The organism is Marinovum sp. PR37, assembly GCF_028807375.1.
GTDB classification, from domain to species: Bacteria; Pseudomonadota; Alphaproteobacteria; order Rhodobacterales; family Rhodobacteraceae; genus Marinovum; species Marinovum algicola.
Genome location: NZ_JARAML010000003.1, coordinates 218017 through 234190, shown reverse-complemented (window position 1 = coordinate 234190; position 16174 = coordinate 218017). Strand labels below are relative to the sequence as shown.

The window sequence follows — 16174 nt, the reverse complement described above, 5'->3', positions numbered from 1 at the left end:
GCTCACTCATCCGTTGCCACGAGCACCCAGTTCGGGTCGTCGGCGCCCATGTTGCGGGCAAAGGTCCAGATGTCTTTCTGTTTCTTGACCTGGGTCTGGCTGCCTTCGATGATCTCGCCGGAATTGTCGCGCACCACCTGGGTCAGCTCACCGATGAATTTCATGGTGATCTCGGCCCGGTCGGTCGCCTTGTCAAAGGTCGCATCCTGAAGCGTCAGCTCGCGCACGCCGACGAACTCGGCCTCGATGGTCAGCCCCTGTTCTTCGCGCGCCTCGACGACTTCGGCAAAGGTTTCATAGACATCCTCGGCGAGGAACGGCTTGATCTCGGCCAGATCGCCGCGTTCGAAGCCCATCAGGATCATCTCATAGGCGCCGCGCGCGCCACCCATGAATTCCGACACGTTGAACGACGGTTCGACCCGCTTCATCTCGGTCAGCGCCCGCGCCGCCGAAGAACCTTCGGGGACATGATCGGTGATATCGTGGTCCGGCCCGCCTTCGATCACTTCGAAATCGCGTTTGGCGTCTTGTGACGCACCCCCACGAGGCACCGGCGGCTCTTCATAGCCGTCTCGCGTGCCCAGCACGGATTTGAGCCGCAGAATGAGAAATACGGCAATCCCAGCAAGGACAAGAAGCTGGAGCAGGGGCGAATTCATCAGAACCTCATGAGTGACACACTTTGAAAGCGGATGCTGTTGCACTTATGTAAGGCCAAGGTGGGTGCAAGTCCACCACACCATCTTTCACCTTCGGGGTATCGCTACATGTATCTTCTGCTGGCCTTTCTTCTCGTTCCGCTGATCGAGATTGCGCTGTTCATTCAGGTTGGTGGCGCGATCGGTCTGTGGCCGACGCTGGCCATCGTGATCCTAACCGCGATCCTCGGCACAATCATGGTGCGCCAGCAGGGGCGGCATGCGATTGCCAACCTCCAGCGATCGTTTTCCGAATTGCAGAACCCGACAAAACCGCTGGCCGATGGCGCGATGATCCTGTTTTCCGGCGCCTTGCTGCTGACTCCGGGGTTTTTCACCGATGCGCTGGGCTTTGCGCTGCTGATGCCGCCGGTGCGGGCCGTTGTCTTTGACTTCATCAGCAAACGGGTGAAGGTGCAGCGTTTCGAAATGGGTCAGCGCCCTGATCCGCGCCGGCCGCAGCCACGCGACACGGTGATCGACGGCGATTATTCCGAGGTTTCCGAGGAAAACGGCAAGCCCGGCGGCCCTTCGGGATGGAGCAGCCATTGAGCCTGTAGGGCCGGGCTGGTAAAGCACCTCAAACGCATTTGGGGAGACAATCCATGGCCGAAAACGAAACCGAGAACGGCGCAGCCGCGCAGCCGCAACAACAGCAGCAGGCGCAGCAGCCCAAGATGAACGTGCTGGCGCAATATGTGCGCGACCTGTCGTTCGAAAACATCCTGTCGCAAAAGGGCACCACCGGCGAGGTGCAGCCCGACATCCAGGTCGAAGTGAACCTCGATGCCAAGAAGCGGCAGCAGGACAACCAGTTCGAAGTCGCGCTCAAGCTCAAGATCACCTCGAAATCCAAGGCCACCAGCGACGTGCTCTTCCTGCTGGAAATGGATTACGCCGGTGTCTTCCAGATCGAGAACGTGCCCGAGGATCAGCTGCATCCCTATCTGCTGATCGAATGTCCGCGAATGATCTTCCCCTTCGCGCGCCGCATCGTCTCGGATGTGACCCGCGATGGCGGCTTCCCGCCGCTCAATCTGGAAACGATTGATTTTGTTGCACTTTATCGCAACGAAATTATGCGCCGCCAGGCCGCACAGCAGGCCCAGGCGAAAGCCACACCCGACGCATGAGACCGCGGCCGGGCAGCAGCCCGGCCTGCCGCGTCAATACCGGTTCCAGAGCGCGTTTTCGCCCATGCCCTCGACCAAGGCGGCATGGGCGGCGCGCTCTTCTTCTGTCAGCCGCGCGGGCAGGGGGGTTGGCCGGGGATGCGGCTTCCAGACCCCGCCGCCGCTGGCGACGTTGGTCTTTTCCACACTGGCCAGCACTAGCCCGGGCTGCCGTCCGCCGATCAGTTCCAGATAGACCTCGGCCAGGATTTCGCTGTCGAGCAGCGCACCGTGCAGCGTTCGCGCGGAATTGTCGATGCTGAACCGCCGGCACAGCGCATCGAGCGAGGCCGGCGAGCCGGGAAACTTCTTGCGCGCCATGGCAACGGTGTCGATGGCGCGATCCATGGCGATCTGCGGCAGATTGAGCCAGCGCAGCTCGGCATTGAGGAATTTCATGTCGAAGCTGGCGTTGTGGATTACCAGTTTGGCGTCATCGGCGACAAAATCGAGGAAATCCTGCGCAATCAGCTTGAACACCGGCTGGCCGGCCAGAAATTCATCGCCCAGACCGTGCACCTCGAAGGCCTCTTGCGGCATGCCGCGCTCGGGGTTGATGTATTGGTGGTAGGTGCGGCCCGTGGGCATGTGGTTATAGAGCTCGACGGCGCCGATCTCGACGATGCGGTCGCCGGTTTCGGGGTCGAACCCGGTGGTTTCGGTGTCCAGAACGATCTCACGCATCGGCCAGCCTCACTTTGATATCCCTCAGCACCTCCTGAACCTGCGCGCGGGCATGGCTCAGGGTATCGGTCTCGATCTCGTAATCCGCGCGGCTGCGCTTTTCCGCGATTGGCATCTGATTGGCAAGGATCTGCGCGAATTGCGCCTCGGTCATGGTGCCGCGCGCCAGAACCCGCGCCCGTTGCACTTCTGGCGCCACGAAAACACAGACCACGGCATCCATCTGTACCGCGCCGCCGGTCTCGTAGAGCAGCGGAATGTCGAAAACCGTGATCTCCGCCACGCTTTGACGGCCGAAATCCGCCCGATCCTGCGCCACCAGAGGATGCACGATGGCCTCGATCCGGGGCAGGGCGCCAGCGTCCCGCGCGATGATCTCTTTCAACGCCGGCCGAGAGACCGCGCCGCCGGAAATCGCCTCGGGCCAGAGCGCACCGATCGGTGCCACCGCCGCGCCGCCGGGGCCGTAAAGCTTGTGCACCGCCGCATCGGCATCCCAGACCGCGCAGCCCTGTTCGGCAAAAAGTGCCGCAGTGGTCGATTTGCCCATGCCGATCGAGCCGGTCAGACCGAGGCGAAAGCTCATCCCAGCACGGCCCGCCGCAGCTCCGCGTCCACCTCGGGGCGGCGGCCGAACCAGCGCTCGAACCCCGGCACACCCTGATGCAGCAACATGCCAAGGCCATCGACGGTCGCGCAGCCGCGGTCTTCGGCCACCGCCAGAAGATGCGTGCGCAGCGGGTTGTAGACCAGATCGGTCACCACCGTGCCGGGCTGCAACCCGTCGAGCGGCACGCGCAGCTCCGGCTGGCCGGTCATGCCGAGCGAAGTGGTGTTGACCACAAGCCCCGCATCCTCGAGCACATTGCCGGCCTGAACCCATTCCACCACCTGAACCCGCTTGCCGAATTCATATTGAAGCTGTTCGGCCTTGATCCGGGTGCGGTTCGACAACAACACCTTTTCCACCCCGGCGTCGAGCAGGGCCGAGACAACGGCGCGACAGGCGCCGCCGGCACCAAAGACAACCGCCGGCCCGGCCTTGGGATCCCAGCCCGGCGCATTCTGGCGCAGATTCTCGATGAACCCGTAGCCATCGGTGTTGTCCGCCATGATCTTGCCGTCATGGCGCACGATCAGCGTATTGGCGGCGCCGATGATGGTGGCGCGATCGGTGATGCTGTCGACCAGGTCGAGCACGTTGATCTTGTGCGGGATCGTCACGTTGACGCCGACAAAGCCCATGCGGGGCAGCACCCGGATCACATCGGCCAGATCGCCGGGCGCCACATCCATCGGAATGTAATGGCCGCGAATGCCGTAGCGGCGCAGCCAGTGGCCATGAAGTTGTGGCGATTTCGATTGGTGGATCGGATGTCCGATCACCCCCGCCAGCGGCACGTTTTCCGTCATGTCGCAATCTCTCCTCGAATCGCCAGCCAATTCAACAGAGGCAGCAGCGGAAGTCCAAGCACGGTGAAATAATCGCCCGAGATCGTGGTGAAAAGGCGGCTGCCTTCCTCCTCGAGCTTGTAGGCGCCCACGGAATGGCGGATCGACGGCCAGTTCCGTGCGACGTAATCCTCTATATAGTCTGGGCTCAGCGCCCGCATGCTCAGGGTGACAACACCGACATGGCGCCAGACCGGTTTGCCGTCGTCAAAGGCGACGCAGGCCGAGAGCAGTTTGTGCCGCTTGCCGCTCATTTCCGAGAGCTGCGCGACCGCCGCTTCCGGGGATTCGGGCTTGGACAGCAGCGCACCCTCGAAATCCAGAACCTGATCGCAGCCCAGAACCAGCGCATCGGGGCGTTTGCCGGCGACCTTGGCGGCCTTCATCTCGGCCAGAAGGTCGGCGATGTCGCGCGGCGCGGCGTCTTCGGCCAGCATCCCCTGTTTTACCGAATCCTCATCCAGCCTTGCCGGCATCACCGCGACCGAGAGCCCGGCGCGGCGCAGCATTTCGGCGCGGATCTCGGACCCCGAGGCCAGAACGAGCGGTTTCGGCATGTGGATGACTCCGTGGAAGGGCGGCGGATGACAGGAGGAATACATGTGTGGGATTCCGAGGTCGAGCGTTCCGGCGCCGGATCCGGGCGATTTTCACCGGATTGACCGGCAAGCGGACACAGAGGGAAAAGGACAAGTGCCGGGCTGTGAAGAGCCGGAACGCCGCCACGCCTGTCCCGCCGGTTATCCCCAAGATTGGCCGTTAACTTTTTGGACACAAGTCGATGATAAAAAACGATTTTTTCACGATTTTTTTCCATCTTTCAAGAAGTTCTCCACCCCCTGGGACCACAGTCCTGCACAGTGTTGATAAATGCTTGGATGACAGCGTAATCCACAGAAAAGCCACGCCCTACACACCACATCAAACCTTCTTTCTTTAATTTCTTGGGAGAGGAGACGCACCGGAGCCAGCCTGGGGACAAGCGCCTGACGCGCGTCTCGAGCGAGGGCGATTGACTCTAGGGCCGCTCAAAGCTACCTAGGGGCTCCATACCGTCCGGTATGCGATTTTCCCTTTCAGACGATGCCATGGCGCCGACACCGGCGCAGGCCCCGGATTTGCCATGACAGAAGACCACCTGAACCTTGCCGATCTCAAGGCGAAAAGCCCCAAAGACCTTCTTGCGATGGCAGAAGAGCTCGAGATCGAGAACGCCTCGACCATGCGCAAGGGCGAGATCATGTTCCAGATCCTGCGCGAACGCGCGGACGAAGGCTGGAAGGTGTCCGGCGATGGCGTGCTCGAGGTGCTGCAAGACGGGTTCGGCTTCCTACGCTCGCCGGAAGCCAACTATCTGCCGGGGCCGGACGACATCTATGTCTCTCCGACGATGATCCGCAAATTCTCGCTGCGCACCGGCGATTCCATCGAAGGCGAGATCTCGGCCCCGGATGACAATGAACGCTATTTCGCGCTGGTGAATGTCACCGCGATCAACTTTGAAGATCCCGAGCGGGCGAAACACAAGATCGCCTTTGACAACCTGACGCCGCTCTATCCCGACGAGCGGCTGAAGATGGAGATCGAGGATCCGACCATCAAGGACCGTTCGGCCCGGGTGATCGATCTGGTTGCGCCGATCGGCAAGGGCCAGCGTTCGCTGATCGTGGCGCCGCCGCGGACCGGCAAGACCGTGCTGTTGCAGAACATCGCCAGCAGCATCGAAAAGAACCATCCGGAATGCTATCTGATCGTCCTGCTGATCGACGAGCGGCCGGAAGAGGTGACCGACATGCAGCGTTCGGTCAAGGGCGAGGTGATCTCCTCGACCTTTGACGAACCGGCTCAGCGCCACGTGGCGGTGTCGGAAATGGTGATCGAAAAGGCCAAACGGCTGGTCGAACACAAGCGCGACGTGGTGATCCTGCTCGATTCCATCACCCGCCTCGGCCGCGCCTACAACACCGTCGTACCGTCCTCCGGCAAGGTGCTGACCGGCGGTGTCGACGCCAACGCGCTGCAACGGCCGAAACGCTTCTTTGGTGCCGCGCGCAACATCGAAGAGGGCGGCTCGCTGACCATCATCTCGACCGCGCTGATCGACACCGGCAGCCGGATGGACGAGGTGATCTTTGAAGAATTCAAGGGCACCGGCAACTCCGAGATCGTGCTCGACCGCAAGGTGGCGGACAAACGCGTCTTCCCGGCGATCGACATCCTGAAATCCGGCACCCGCAAAGAGGACCTGCTGATCGAGAAACTCGATCTTCAGAAGACCTTCGTGCTGCGGCGGATCCTCAACCCGATGGGGACGACGGATGCGGTGGAATTCCTGCTGTCGAAGCTGAAGCAGACCAAGACCAACTCGGAATTCTTCGATTCCATGAACACCTGAGCCGGAGGCAGATATGGACACGATCTTTGCCCTGGCCTCGGCCCAGGGGAAGGCCGGTGTTTCGGTCATTCGGATTTCCGGCCCGCAGGCATTTGCCGCGGGCCGCTTGCTTTGTGGCACTTTGCCCAGATTGCGGCAGGCCGGGCTGCGGCTGTTGCGCGATGGCGCCGGCGTGCGGATCGACGAGGCGCTTGTGCTGTGTTTTGCCGAAGGCGCGAGCTTTACCGGCGAGGATGTCGTCGAATTGCAGGTCCATGGATCGGTGGCCGTGGTGCGCAAGATCCTGGCCGAATTGGGCGGCGTCGATGGCCTGCGGCTGGCCGAAGCCGGGGAATTCACCCGCCGCGCCTTCGAGAACGAATGTCTCGATCTGGCGCAGACCGAGGGGCTGGCCGATCTGATCGATGCCGAGACCGAGGCGCAACGGCGGCAGGCCCTGCGGGTGCTCTCCGGCGATCTCGGAAAACTGGTGGCGCGGTGGCGCGAGGATCTGGTGCGGGCTGCGGCGCTTCTGGAGGCGACAATCGATTTCGCCGACGAGGAAGTGCCCGTCGATGTCTCGCCCGAAGTCGATGCGCTTCTGGCCGGGGTCGAAACCAGCATCACCCGCCAGGTTGAGGGCGTGGCGGTCTCCGAGCGGATCCGCAGCGGTTTCGAGGTTGCCATTGTCGGCAAGCCGAATGTCGGAAAATCGACCCTGCTGAACGCGCTGGCCGGACGCGAGGCGGCGATAACCTCGGAGATTGCCGGCACCACGCGCGACGTGATCGAGGTGCGGATGGATCTGCGCGGATTGCCGGTGACACTGCTCGACACCGCCGGTCTGCGCGAGACCGAAGACAGGATCGAGGCGCTTGGCGTGGCTCTGGCACGGGGCAGGGCGGAGACGGCGGATTTGCGGCTGTTCCTTCTGGCGCCGGGTGATACACCGGAGCTAGAGGTGCGGCCGGGTGATATCCTGGCGTATTCCAAGGCGGATCTACATCAAGTGGGAGATCACAGGATCTCCGCGATTTCTGGGGAGGGCCTGGATCATCTTGTGGATCGAGTGGCTTCGGTGTTGACGGAGCGCAGCGCAGAGGCCGGGTTGGCCACGCATCTGCGGCATCGGCAGGGGATGGAGCGGTCGCTCTCGCATCTTTCGACGGCCAAGGTTTGGGTTCGAAATGGACCGGACGGCTATGATATAGCGGCAGAGGAATTGCGCATCGCGATTCGAGCGTTGAGCAGCCTCTTGGGCAGGGTCGACGTCGAGGACCTTTTGGATGAAATCTTCTCGCGGTTTTGCGTCGGTAAATAGGAGTGTTTCACGTGAAACATTTTGACGTCATCGTAGTGGGCGGCGGCCATGCCGGATGTGATGCGGCGCATGCTGCCGCCCGCATGGGGGCCGAGACGGCTCTTGTGACACTGAAGGCGGAGGGTATTGGCGTGCTCTCCTGCAATCCGGCGGTCGGCGGGCTCGGCAAGGGGCATCTTGTGCGCGAAGTCGATGCCCTTGACGGTGTGATCGGGCGCATCGCGGATCGGGCCGGCATTCAGTTCCGGCTGCTCAACAGGCGGAAGGGCCCGGCGGTGCAGGGGCCTCGGGCCCAGGTGGATCGCAAGGTCTATCGCGAAACGATGCTGGCCGAGATGCAGGCCTGCCCCGGGCTGACGATTGTCGAAGGCGAGGTGACCGATCTTGTGATGTCGGGTGAGATCGTGCGCGGCGTCACCCTGGCCGACGGCAGTGAGTTGGCGGCCAAGGCGGTGATCCTGACCACCGGCACCTTTCTGCGCGGGGTCATCCATATCGGCGACGTCTCGTACTCTGGTGGCCGGATGGGCGACGAGGCCTCGAACAAACTGGCCGAGCGGCTGTATGCGATGGAACTTCCCATCGGACGTCTCAAGACCGGCACGCCGCCGCGGCTCGATACCAAGACGATCGACTGGGACAGTCTGGATATTCAACCCGGCGACGAAGATCCGGTGCTGTTTTCCTTTCTGTCAAAGGCGCCGCATCTGCGCCAGGTGCCCTGTGGCATCACCCATACCAATGCACGCACGCATGACATCATTCGCGACAATCTCGATCGGTCGGCCATGTACGGCGGCCATATCGATGGCATCGGCCCGCGCTATTGCCCCTCGATCGAAGACAAGATCGTGCGGTTTGCCGACAAGGAAAGCCACCAGATTTTCCTCGAGCCCGAAGGGCTCGACAGTCAGACGGTCTATCCCAACGGGATTTCGACCAGCCTGCCGGTCGAGGTTCAAGAGGCCTATGTGCGCTCCATCGCCGGGCTTGAGAAGGTCGAGATCCTGCAACCGGGCTATGCGATCGAATATGATTACGTCGATCCGCGGGCGCTGAATTCCCGGCTCGGGTTGAAGGGTGTCGAGGGCTTTTTCCTCGCCGGTCAGATCAATGGCACCACGGGATATGAAGAAGCCGCCGCCCAGGGGCTGGTGGCCGGGCTGAATGCGGCGGCATTCGCGCTTGGCAAAGAGCCGGTGTTTCTGAGCCGGTCCGAGAGCTATATCGGCGTGATGATTGATGATCTTATCACCCGCGGCGTATCTGAGCCCTATCGCATGTTCACATCGCGCGCGGAATTCCGGCTGTCCTTGCGGGCGGACAACGCCGATCAGAGACTTACGCCGCTCGGGTTTGAAATCGGCTGCGTCGGGGTCGCCCGGCGCGCCGCGTTCGAAGCGAAATCGGAAAAGCTGGACAAGGGGCGCGATCTGCTGCAATCCGCCACCTTCACCCCGCGCGAAGCGGCGGTTGCCGGGATCGGTTTGACCAATGATGGCGCGCGCCGCACCGGCTTTCAATTGCTGGCCTTTCCGGATGTAACCATCGATCAGCTGACGCCGCTTTTTCCGGAAATCGGAGATATGGATCCAGATATTGCGGAACAGCTGTCCAGGGACGCGCTATATGCCAATTACGTCGAACGGCAGCGGCGGGATGTCGAGGCGCTTAAACGCGATGAGAAGATGCAGATTCCTGCGGATTTCTCTTATGATGCGGTCGAAGGCCTGTCGAATGAGCTGAAGTCCAAGCTCATGGCCGCACGGCCGGAAAACATTCTTCAGGCCTCTCGCGTCGAGGGAATGACCCCGGCGGCGCTGACCCTACTGCTCGCAAGGCTGCGGAAATTCGAACAGCGCAGGTCCGCATGAACCCTGCGCTGGCGTCGAGCCTCAATGTTTCACGTGAAACATTCGAGCGGTTGGAGCACTACGTTGCGCTCCTGCACAAGTGGAACCCGAAGATCAATCTGGTCTCCCGCGGGACGTTGCAGGATGTCTGGGAGCGTCATATCCGCGATTCCCTTCAAGTTTTCGAGGCGGCCGAGGGTCTCACCGGCGCCTGGGTCGATCTCGGCTCCGGTGGTGGGCTTCCGGGTTTGGTGGTTGCCCTGGCGCAGCGTCCGGGGTTTTCGGTCACGCTGGTGGAATCCGATCAGCGCAAGGCGGCGTTCCTGCGCACGGTCCTGCGCGAAACCGGGTCCACCGGCACGGTGATCGCAGAGCGCATCGAAGCGACCGAGGCGCAATCCGCCGCCGTGCTCTCGGCCCGCGCTCTGGCGGCCCTGCCGCAGCTTCTTGGGTTTTGCGAGCGTCATCTCGCTCAGGAGGGGGTCGCGCTCTTGCCCAAAGGCATCACTTGGAAAAACGAAGTTGCCGAGGCGCAGAAGTCATTTTCATTTCACTGTGAGGCGATTAAAAGCTGTACCCAAGAAGGCGCCGTCATCCTACGCATAAGAGAGATTTCCCGTGTCTGATCCGATCCGTCCCATCGGCCCGAAAATCATCGCTGTCGCCAACCAGAAAGGCGGCGTCGGCAAGACAACCACCACAATCAACCTTGGCGCCGCCCTGGCGGAGCAGGGCTACAATGTCCTGATCGTCGATCTTGATCCCCAGGGCAATGCCTCGACCGGTATCGGCGTCGTCCCGCAGGATCGCGATCTCACAACCTATGAGCTTCTGCTCGAAGACGTTGCCCTGTCCGAGGCGATCCGGCCGACCGCGGTGGAAAAGCTGGCGATCATCCCGGCGACAGTTGATCTCTCTTCTGCCGATATCGAGCTGATTTCCAACGAAAAACGCAGCTTTCTGCTGCATGACGCCCTGCGCCAGACCGCGATCGATCAATTCGGCTTCGATTTTGTGCTGATCGATTGCCCGCCGTCGCTCAACCTGCTGACTGTCAATGCCATGGTCGCCGCGCATTCCGTTCTGGTGCCACTGCAAAGCGAATTCTTCGCGCTGGAAGGTCTGTCGCAGCTCATGCTGACGATCCGCGAAGTCCGGCAAAGCGCCAATCCGAGCCTGCGGATCGAAGGCGTGGTGCTGACGATGTATGATGCGCGCAACAACCTCTCGCAACAGGTCGAGATGGACGCGCGCGACAACCTTGGCGATCTTGTGTTCCAGACGCTGATCCCGCGCAATGTCCGCGTCAGCGAAGCGCCGTCCTATTCGGTGCCGGTGCTTGAATATGATACGAACTCCAAGGGTGCGATGGCCTACCGCGCCCTGGCCCAAGAACTGGTAGGGAAAAACGCCCGCCGCGCTGCATAGGGAGAGAGCAGATGAAACAGGAAAAACGTCGCGGTCTGGGCCGCGGATTGTCGGCGTTGATGGCGGATGTCGAGCAGACGCCCGGCGAAACCGGCGAGGCGCCGCGCCGCGCCGACAGGATGATCCCGGTCGAGCGGATTTTCCCCAACCCCGATCAGCCGCGCCGCCAATTCACCCAGGACGCGCTTCAGGAGCTGGCGAATTCGATCGCGGAAAAGGGCGTGATCCAGCCGTTGATTGTCCGCCCGCAAGGCGAAGACCGCTATGAAATCGTTGCCGGCGAACGCCGCTGGCGGGCGTCGCAGATGGCGCAGCTGCACGAGATCCCGGTCATCATTCGAGATTTCACCGACACCGAAGTGCTCGAAGTCGCCATTATCGAGAACATTCAGCGCGCCGATCTCAACCCGGTGGAAGAGGCGATGGGCTTTCGCCAGCTGATGGACCGCTTCGGCCATACCCAGGAAAAGCTGGCCAAGGCGCTTGGCAAGAGCCGCAGCCACATCGCCAATCTGCTGCGCCTGCTGACGCTGCCCGACGAGGTGCGCGAAATGTTGCAGCAGGGCGAGCTCTCGGCCGGCCATGCCCGCGCGCTGGTAACCTGCGACGATCCGGTCGGGCTGGCAAAACGGGTGGTGGCCCAGGGTCTCTCGGTGCGCGAAACCGAAAAGGCGGCCAAGCAGGGCGACGCGCCCGAGCCGAAAGCGCCGACAACCGGGTTTCTTGCAGAGCCGAAAGGCAAGGATGCCGACACCCGCGCCCTCGAAGGCGATCTTTCGGCGCATCTCGGCCTCAAGGTCTCGGTCGAGCACAAACCGGGCAGCGAAGGCGGCAAACTGGTGCTGAATTACAGCTCGCTCGAGCAGCTCGACGATCTCTGCCGCAGACTGGCGGGCGAATAGCGTTCAGTCAAAGTCGCGGATCAGCTCGGAAATCACCGCATTGAGGATCGGTCGCCCCGCCGGGGTGACCGAAACCAGCGCGTCACGCAGCTCGATCATACCAAGCTCTTGCAAATGGGCAAGCCGGGCCGCCGGAATCTCGGCCCCGGTGCGCGCTTTCAGGCGCGCCAGATCAAGCGGTTCTGATGTTCTCAGCCCCATCATGATGTATTCCAACACAATATCTGTGGTGTTCAGCGTACTGCGCGCTTCCGCATCGCCCTGCGCCACGGCCGCAAGCCAGGCGCCGGGATTGCGCCGCGCCTCGGTGGCAATCCGCACGCCGTCGAGTGTCAGCCGCCCATGCGCGCCGGGCCCGATGCCGGCATAATCGCCGCCGCGCCAATAAATCAGGTTGTGCCGCGATTGCCGGTCCTCGCGGGCATGGTTCGACACCTCATACGCCGGCAGGCCGGCGGCCTCGCAAATCTCCTGGGTGAGCGCATACATATCCGCCGAAAGCTCTTCCTGCGGCAGACCGCGCAGCTTGCCGGCCTTGAAACGATCGCCAAAGGCGGTGCCATCCTCGATTGTCAGCTGGTAGAGCGACAGGTGGTCGACGTCCATGTCGAGCGCCCGGCGCAATTCGCTGTCCCACTCGGCAATGCTCTGATCCTGCCGGGCATAGATCAGGTCGAAACTCATCCGCTCGAAGGTCTCTTGCGCAATGGCAATTGCCGCTTCCGCCTGCGCCACGTCGTGCAGCCGCCCGAGCCGCCGCAGATCGGTGTCATTCAGCGCCTGCACGCCCAGCGAAACGCGATTGACCCCGGCGGCGCGATAGCCGCGAAAACGGCCGGCCTCGACCGACGAGGGGTTGGCCTCCAGGGTGATTTCCACGTCATTCGCCAGGGTCCAGCGCTGCGCCACGCGGTTCAGCACCGCCTCGACCGTTTCGACCTGCATCAGCGACGGCGTGCCGCCGCCGAAATAGACCGAGCGCAGCACGCGGCCCGGCGTCTGCGCGGCGATCCGGTCGATCTCGCTCAGATAGGCCTGGCGCCAGGCGTCATGGTCGATGCGTCGGGTAACATGGGAATTGAAGTCGCAATACGGGCATTTGGCCTCGCAGAACGGCCAGTGGACATAAAGCCCGAAGCCGCCGACCTGCCAGTCCTCAGTCAAAGCAGCCGGCCACGAGTTTGGCGAAGGCATCGGCGCGGTGCGAAATCCTGTTTTTCTCCCAGCGCGCCATTTCGCCAAAGGTGATGTCATAGCCATCGGGCACGAAGATCGGGTCATAACCATGCCCCTGATCGCCGCGCATCGGCCATACCACCTTGCCCGGCATCACCCCGGGGAACACCTCGTCATGGCCATCGGGCCAGGCCAGCACCAGGGTGCAGCAGAACTGCGCCAGCCGGGGGTGGGGGGCCTTTATCGCCTCGAGCTCCTCATGCGTGCGGCGCATCGCCATCTCGAAATCGCGGCCATTCGGGGTTTCGGCCCAATCGGCCGTATAGACGCCGGGGGCGTTGCCCAGCGCGGTGATCTCGATGCCGCTGTCATCGGCAAGGGCGGGCAGGCCTGTGGCCCTGGCCGCCGCATGCGCCTTGATCCGGGCATTGCCGACGAATGTGGTCTCGGTCTCCTCGGGCTCGTCCAGCCCCAATGTCGCCGCGCCCACAACCTCGACGCCATATGGCGCGAGCAAAGCCTGAATTTCTTCTAGCTTGCCCTGGTTGTGGGTCGCGATGACCAGCTTGTCGCCCGAGAATTTCCGGCTCATGCCACCGCCGCTTTCTGCGTCGCAGCAAGTTCCTCGACGCCTTTTTCGGCCAGGTCCATCAGCGCGTTCATCTGATCGCGGGAAAACACAGAGCCTTCGGCCGACATCTGCACTTCGATCAGCTGCTTGCTGCCGAGCATGATGAAGTTGCCATCGACGCCGGCTTCGCTGTCTTCGGGATAGTCGAGGTCGAGCACCGGCTGGCCGGCATAGATGCCACAGCTCACCGCGGCCACCGGATCGGTCAGCGGATCCGAGACCACATCGCCGGTCTTCATCAGCTTGTTGACCGCCAGTTTCAGCGCCACCCAGCCGCCGGTGATCGAGGCGCAGCGGGTGCCGCCATCGGCCTGGATCACATCGCAGTCGACAGTGATCTGACGTTCCCCCAGCGCCACCCGGTCGACACCGGCGCGCAGGCTGCGGCCGATCAGCCGCTGGATTTCCACCGTGCGGCCGCCTTGCTTGCCGGCCGAGGCTTCGCGCCGCATGCGGGTGTTGGTGGCGCGCGGCAGCATGCCGTATTCCGCCGTCACCCAGCCCAGGCCCGAGCCTTTGATGAAGGGTGGCACCCGGTCCTCGATGGTGGCGGTGCAGAGCACATGGGTGTCGCCGATCCTGATCATGCAGGAGCCTTCTGCATGTTTCGTGACACCGGTTTCGATTGAAACGGCGCGCATTTCGCTTAAGTTCCGTCCAGACGGTCGCATGATCTTGTCCTTGCTGGTTTCTCCGCCGGGATACGGGCGGGCGGCCTGTTGCGCAACCCTGTCGTGGCGTGGTCCGATGGCAGGAAAGGAAGGGGTCAGAGCCCGATGAGCGACGGCTCGAGAATACTCGAAGAGATGAACGACCGCTCGCGCGAAGTGTTTCGCCGGGTGGTCGAAGGCTATCTGAGCACGGGCGAGCCGGTGGGCTCGCGCACGCTCACCCGCACCCTGTCACAAAAGGTCAGCGCCGCGACGGTGCGAAACGTGATGCAGGATCTGGAATACCTCGGCCTGCTCGACAGCCCGCATGTCAGCGCCGGACGGATTCCCACCCAGCAGGGGCTGCGGATGTTCGTCGACGGGCTGCTCGAGGTCGACGAGCTGGCGATGGAAGATCGCGCCGCGCTCGATCAGACATTGGGCGACAATGCCAGTGATGTGTCGAACCTGCTCGATCGGGTGGGATCGGCGCTCTCGGGGGTGACCCATGGCGCCTCGCTGGTGCTGACGCCGAAACACGAGGCGCCGATCCGCCATATCGAATTTGTCTCGCTGGCGCAGGACCGGGCGCTGGTGGTGCTGGTCTTTGCCGATGGTCACGTCGAAAACCGGATCTTCACTCCGCCGCCGGGCCAGACGCCGAGCTCGATGCGCGAGGCGGCGAATTTCCTCAATGCGCTGATCGAAGGCCGCACCCTCAGCGAGCTGCGCAGCGAGTTCACCAAGGAGATCAAGAAACGTCGCCAGGAAATCGACAGCCTGTCACAGGAACTGGTCGAAAGCGGGCTGGCGATCTGGTCGGACGATGCGGCCGATTCCGCCCGGCTGATCGTGCGCGGACGGTCGAATCTTCTGGGCGAGCAAGGGGCCGAGGAAGACCTGGAACGGATTCGCGTGCTGTTTGACGATCTCGAACGTAAGCGGGACATTGCCGAATTCCTCGAATTGACCGAAACCGGCGATGGTGTGCGGATTTTTATCGGCTCAGAGAACAAACTTTTCTCTCTTTCGGGTTCCTCTTTGGTGGTCTCTCCATATATGAACGCGGATCGAAAGATCATCGGTGCGGTCGGTGTGATCGGCCCCACGCGGCTGAACTACGGGCGCATCGTTCCGATCGTGGATTATACGGCACAGCTGGTCGGCAAGCTGATTTCCGACCGAAGTTAGAGGTGAAGAATGGCAGAGCCGGAGAAAGAATTCCTCGACGATATTGACGAGGCAGAAGCCGAAGAACTTGCAGGCGAGATGGAAGAGATGGACGACGCAGCGATCGAGCTGGACACGCTGCGCGCCGAGCGCGACGCGCTTCAGGACAAATTCATGCGCGCCCTGGCCGATGCCGAGAATTCGCGCAAGCGGGCGCAAAAGGAACGGCATGACGCCGAGCGGTATGGCGGCTCGCGTCTGGCGCGCGACCTGCTGCCGGTCTACGACAACATGAAACGGGCGGTCGAGGCGACCCCGGAAGACCAGAAAGAGGTCGCCGCCGCGCTGATCGAGGGTGTCGAGCTGACCATGCGCGAGCTGGTGTCGGTGCTGAAGAAACACGGCATCGATCCGATCACGCCGCAGGTTGGCGACAAATTCGATCCGCAGCATCATGAGGCGATGTTCGAAGCCCCGGTGCCCGGCACCAAGGCCGGCGAGATCATCCAGGTTTCGGCCGACGGATTCATCATGCACGACCGTCTCTTGCGCCCGGCGCAGGTCGGGGTCTCGTCGAACACCGGCGGGTAAGTTTGAAAGCGCCGCCCCTCGGGGCGGCGTTTTTACGTTCCGGCCTTGATCTGGCGCGGCTCCCGAAAA

At 62.4% G+C, this 16174-nt stretch carries 18 protein-coding genes; 10 read left to right on the top strand and 8 right to left on the bottom strand.

Annotated features, from left to right (window positions below; all coding sequences use genetic code 11):
* Positions 1–2: 2 nt before the first annotated feature.
* Complete coding sequence (locus PVW49_RS04260) at positions 3–662, bottom strand: Tim44/TimA family putative adaptor protein (protein ID WP_274561948.1); 660 nt, start codon at positions 660–662, stop codon at positions 3–5.
* Positions 663–770: 108 nt separating this feature from the next.
* On the opposite strand from PVW49_RS04260, the gene PVW49_RS04255 reads away from it, so the two are divergent.
* Positions 771–1253: an FxsA family protein gene (locus PVW49_RS04255; protein ID WP_048533566.1), complete on the top strand. Its 483-nt coding sequence runs from the start codon at positions 771–773 to the stop codon at positions 1251–1253.
* A gap of 53 nt (positions 1254–1306) precedes the next feature.
* Entirely contained in the window at positions 1307–1834 is a 528-nt protein-coding gene (gene secB, locus PVW49_RS04250; protein ID WP_048533565.1) for a protein-export chaperone SecB, read from the top strand.
* Positions 1835–1867: 33 nt separating this feature from the next.
* Here secB and dnaQ read toward each other — a convergent pair whose 3' ends face one another.
* Genes dnaQ through PVW49_RS04230 form a run of 4 tightly spaced genes read right to left on the bottom strand, consistent with a single transcriptional unit; the run spans position 1868 to position 4566 of the window.
* Positions 1868–2557, bottom strand: coding sequence for a DNA polymerase III subunit epsilon (gene dnaQ / locus PVW49_RS04245; RefSeq protein WP_048533564.1), 690 nt, complete (start codon positions 2555–2557; stop codon positions 1868–1870).
* Positions 2550–3143: a dephospho-CoA kinase gene (gene coaE, locus PVW49_RS04240; RefSeq protein WP_274589970.1), complete on the bottom strand. Its 594-nt coding sequence runs from the start codon at positions 3141–3143 to the stop codon at positions 2550–2552. Before coaE ends, dnaQ begins: the two co-directional genes overlap by 8 nt.
* Positions 3140–3970, bottom strand: a complete 831-nt coding sequence (locus PVW49_RS04235) for a shikimate dehydrogenase (RefSeq protein WP_274589969.1) — start codon at positions 3968–3970, stop codon at positions 3140–3142. Before PVW49_RS04235 ends, coaE begins: the two co-directional genes overlap by 4 nt.
* Positions 3967–4566 (bottom strand): Maf family protein, encoded by a 600-nt coding sequence (locus tag PVW49_RS04230; protein WP_274589968.1) that lies wholly within the window; start codon positions 4564–4566, stop codon positions 3967–3969. Before PVW49_RS04230 ends, PVW49_RS04235 begins: the two co-directional genes overlap by 4 nt.
* 566 nt (positions 4567–5132) lie before the next feature.
* On the opposite strand from PVW49_RS04230, the gene rho reads away from it, so the two are divergent.
* Genes rho through PVW49_RS04200 form a run of 6 tightly spaced genes read left to right on the top strand, consistent with a single transcriptional unit; the run spans position 5133 to position 11887 of the window.
* Positions 5133–6404, top strand: a complete 1272-nt coding sequence (gene rho / locus PVW49_RS04225; RefSeq protein ID WP_048533561.1) for a transcription termination factor Rho — start codon at positions 5133–5135, stop codon at positions 6402–6404.
* A 13-nt stretch (positions 6405–6417) separates the two neighbouring features.
* Positions 6418–7704 carry a tRNA uridine-5-carboxymethylaminomethyl(34) synthesis GTPase MnmE gene (gene mnmE / locus PVW49_RS04220; RefSeq protein ID WP_274589967.1) on the top strand — a complete coding sequence of 429 codons (1287 nt, stop codon included), beginning with the start codon at positions 6418–6420 and terminating at the stop codon, positions 7702–7704.
* Positions 7705–7715: 11 nt separating this feature from the next.
* Entirely contained in the window at positions 7716–9578 is a 1863-nt protein-coding gene (gene mnmG / locus PVW49_RS04215; RefSeq protein WP_274589966.1) for a tRNA uridine-5-carboxymethylaminomethyl(34) synthesis enzyme MnmG, read from the top strand.
* Complete coding sequence (rsmG, locus tag PVW49_RS04210) at positions 9575–10183, top strand: 16S rRNA (guanine(527)-N(7))-methyltransferase RsmG (protein ID WP_274589965.1); 609 nt, start codon at positions 9575–9577, stop codon at positions 10181–10183. The genes mnmG and rsmG overlap by 4 nt, the downstream gene beginning before the upstream one ends.
* A complete protein-coding gene (locus tag PVW49_RS04205) occupies positions 10176–10985 on the top strand; it encodes a ParA family protein (protein WP_048533558.1) in 810 nt (269 codons plus the stop codon). Before rsmG ends, PVW49_RS04205 begins: the two co-directional genes overlap by 8 nt.
* Before the next feature lie 11 nt (positions 10986–10996).
* A complete protein-coding gene (locus PVW49_RS04200; protein ID WP_048533557.1) occupies positions 10997–11887 on the top strand; it encodes a ParB/RepB/Spo0J family partition protein in 891 nt (296 codons plus the stop codon).
* Between the two features lie 3 nt (positions 11888–11890).
* Here PVW49_RS04200 and hemW read toward each other — a convergent pair whose 3' ends face one another.
* Genes hemW through rph form a run of 3 tightly spaced genes read right to left on the bottom strand, consistent with a single transcriptional unit; the run spans position 11891 to position 14365 of the window.
* The gene (gene hemW / locus PVW49_RS04195) at positions 11891–13081 is read right to left on the bottom strand and encodes a radical SAM family heme chaperone HemW (protein ID WP_274589964.1); all 1191 of its coding nucleotides are present in this window, start codon (positions 13079–13081) and stop codon (positions 11891–11893) included.
* On the bottom strand, positions 13044–13655 hold the full coding sequence (rdgB, locus tag PVW49_RS04190) for an RdgB/HAM1 family non-canonical purine NTP pyrophosphatase (RefSeq protein ID WP_274589963.1): 612 nt from the start codon (positions 13653–13655) through the stop codon (positions 13044–13046). The genes hemW and rdgB overlap by 38 nt, the downstream gene beginning before the upstream one ends.
* Positions 13652–14365, bottom strand: a complete 714-nt coding sequence (gene rph, locus PVW49_RS04185) for a ribonuclease PH (RefSeq protein ID WP_274589962.1) — start codon at positions 14363–14365, stop codon at positions 13652–13654. The genes rdgB and rph overlap by 4 nt, the downstream gene beginning before the upstream one ends.
* Before the next feature lie 105 nt (positions 14366–14470).
* On the opposite strand from rph, the gene hrcA reads away from it, so the two are divergent.
* Both hrcA and PVW49_RS04175 read left to right on the top strand, forming a co-directional pair.
* Positions 14471–15535 (top strand): heat-inducible transcriptional repressor HrcA, encoded by a 1065-nt coding sequence (gene hrcA / locus PVW49_RS04180; protein WP_048533553.1) that lies wholly within the window; start codon positions 14471–14473, stop codon positions 15533–15535.
* A gap of 9 nt (positions 15536–15544) precedes the next feature.
* On the top strand, positions 15545–16105 hold the full coding sequence (locus PVW49_RS04175; protein WP_048533552.1) for a nucleotide exchange factor GrpE: 561 nt from the start codon (positions 15545–15547) through the stop codon (positions 16103–16105).
* The last annotated feature ends 69 nt before the right edge of the window (positions 16106–16174 follow it).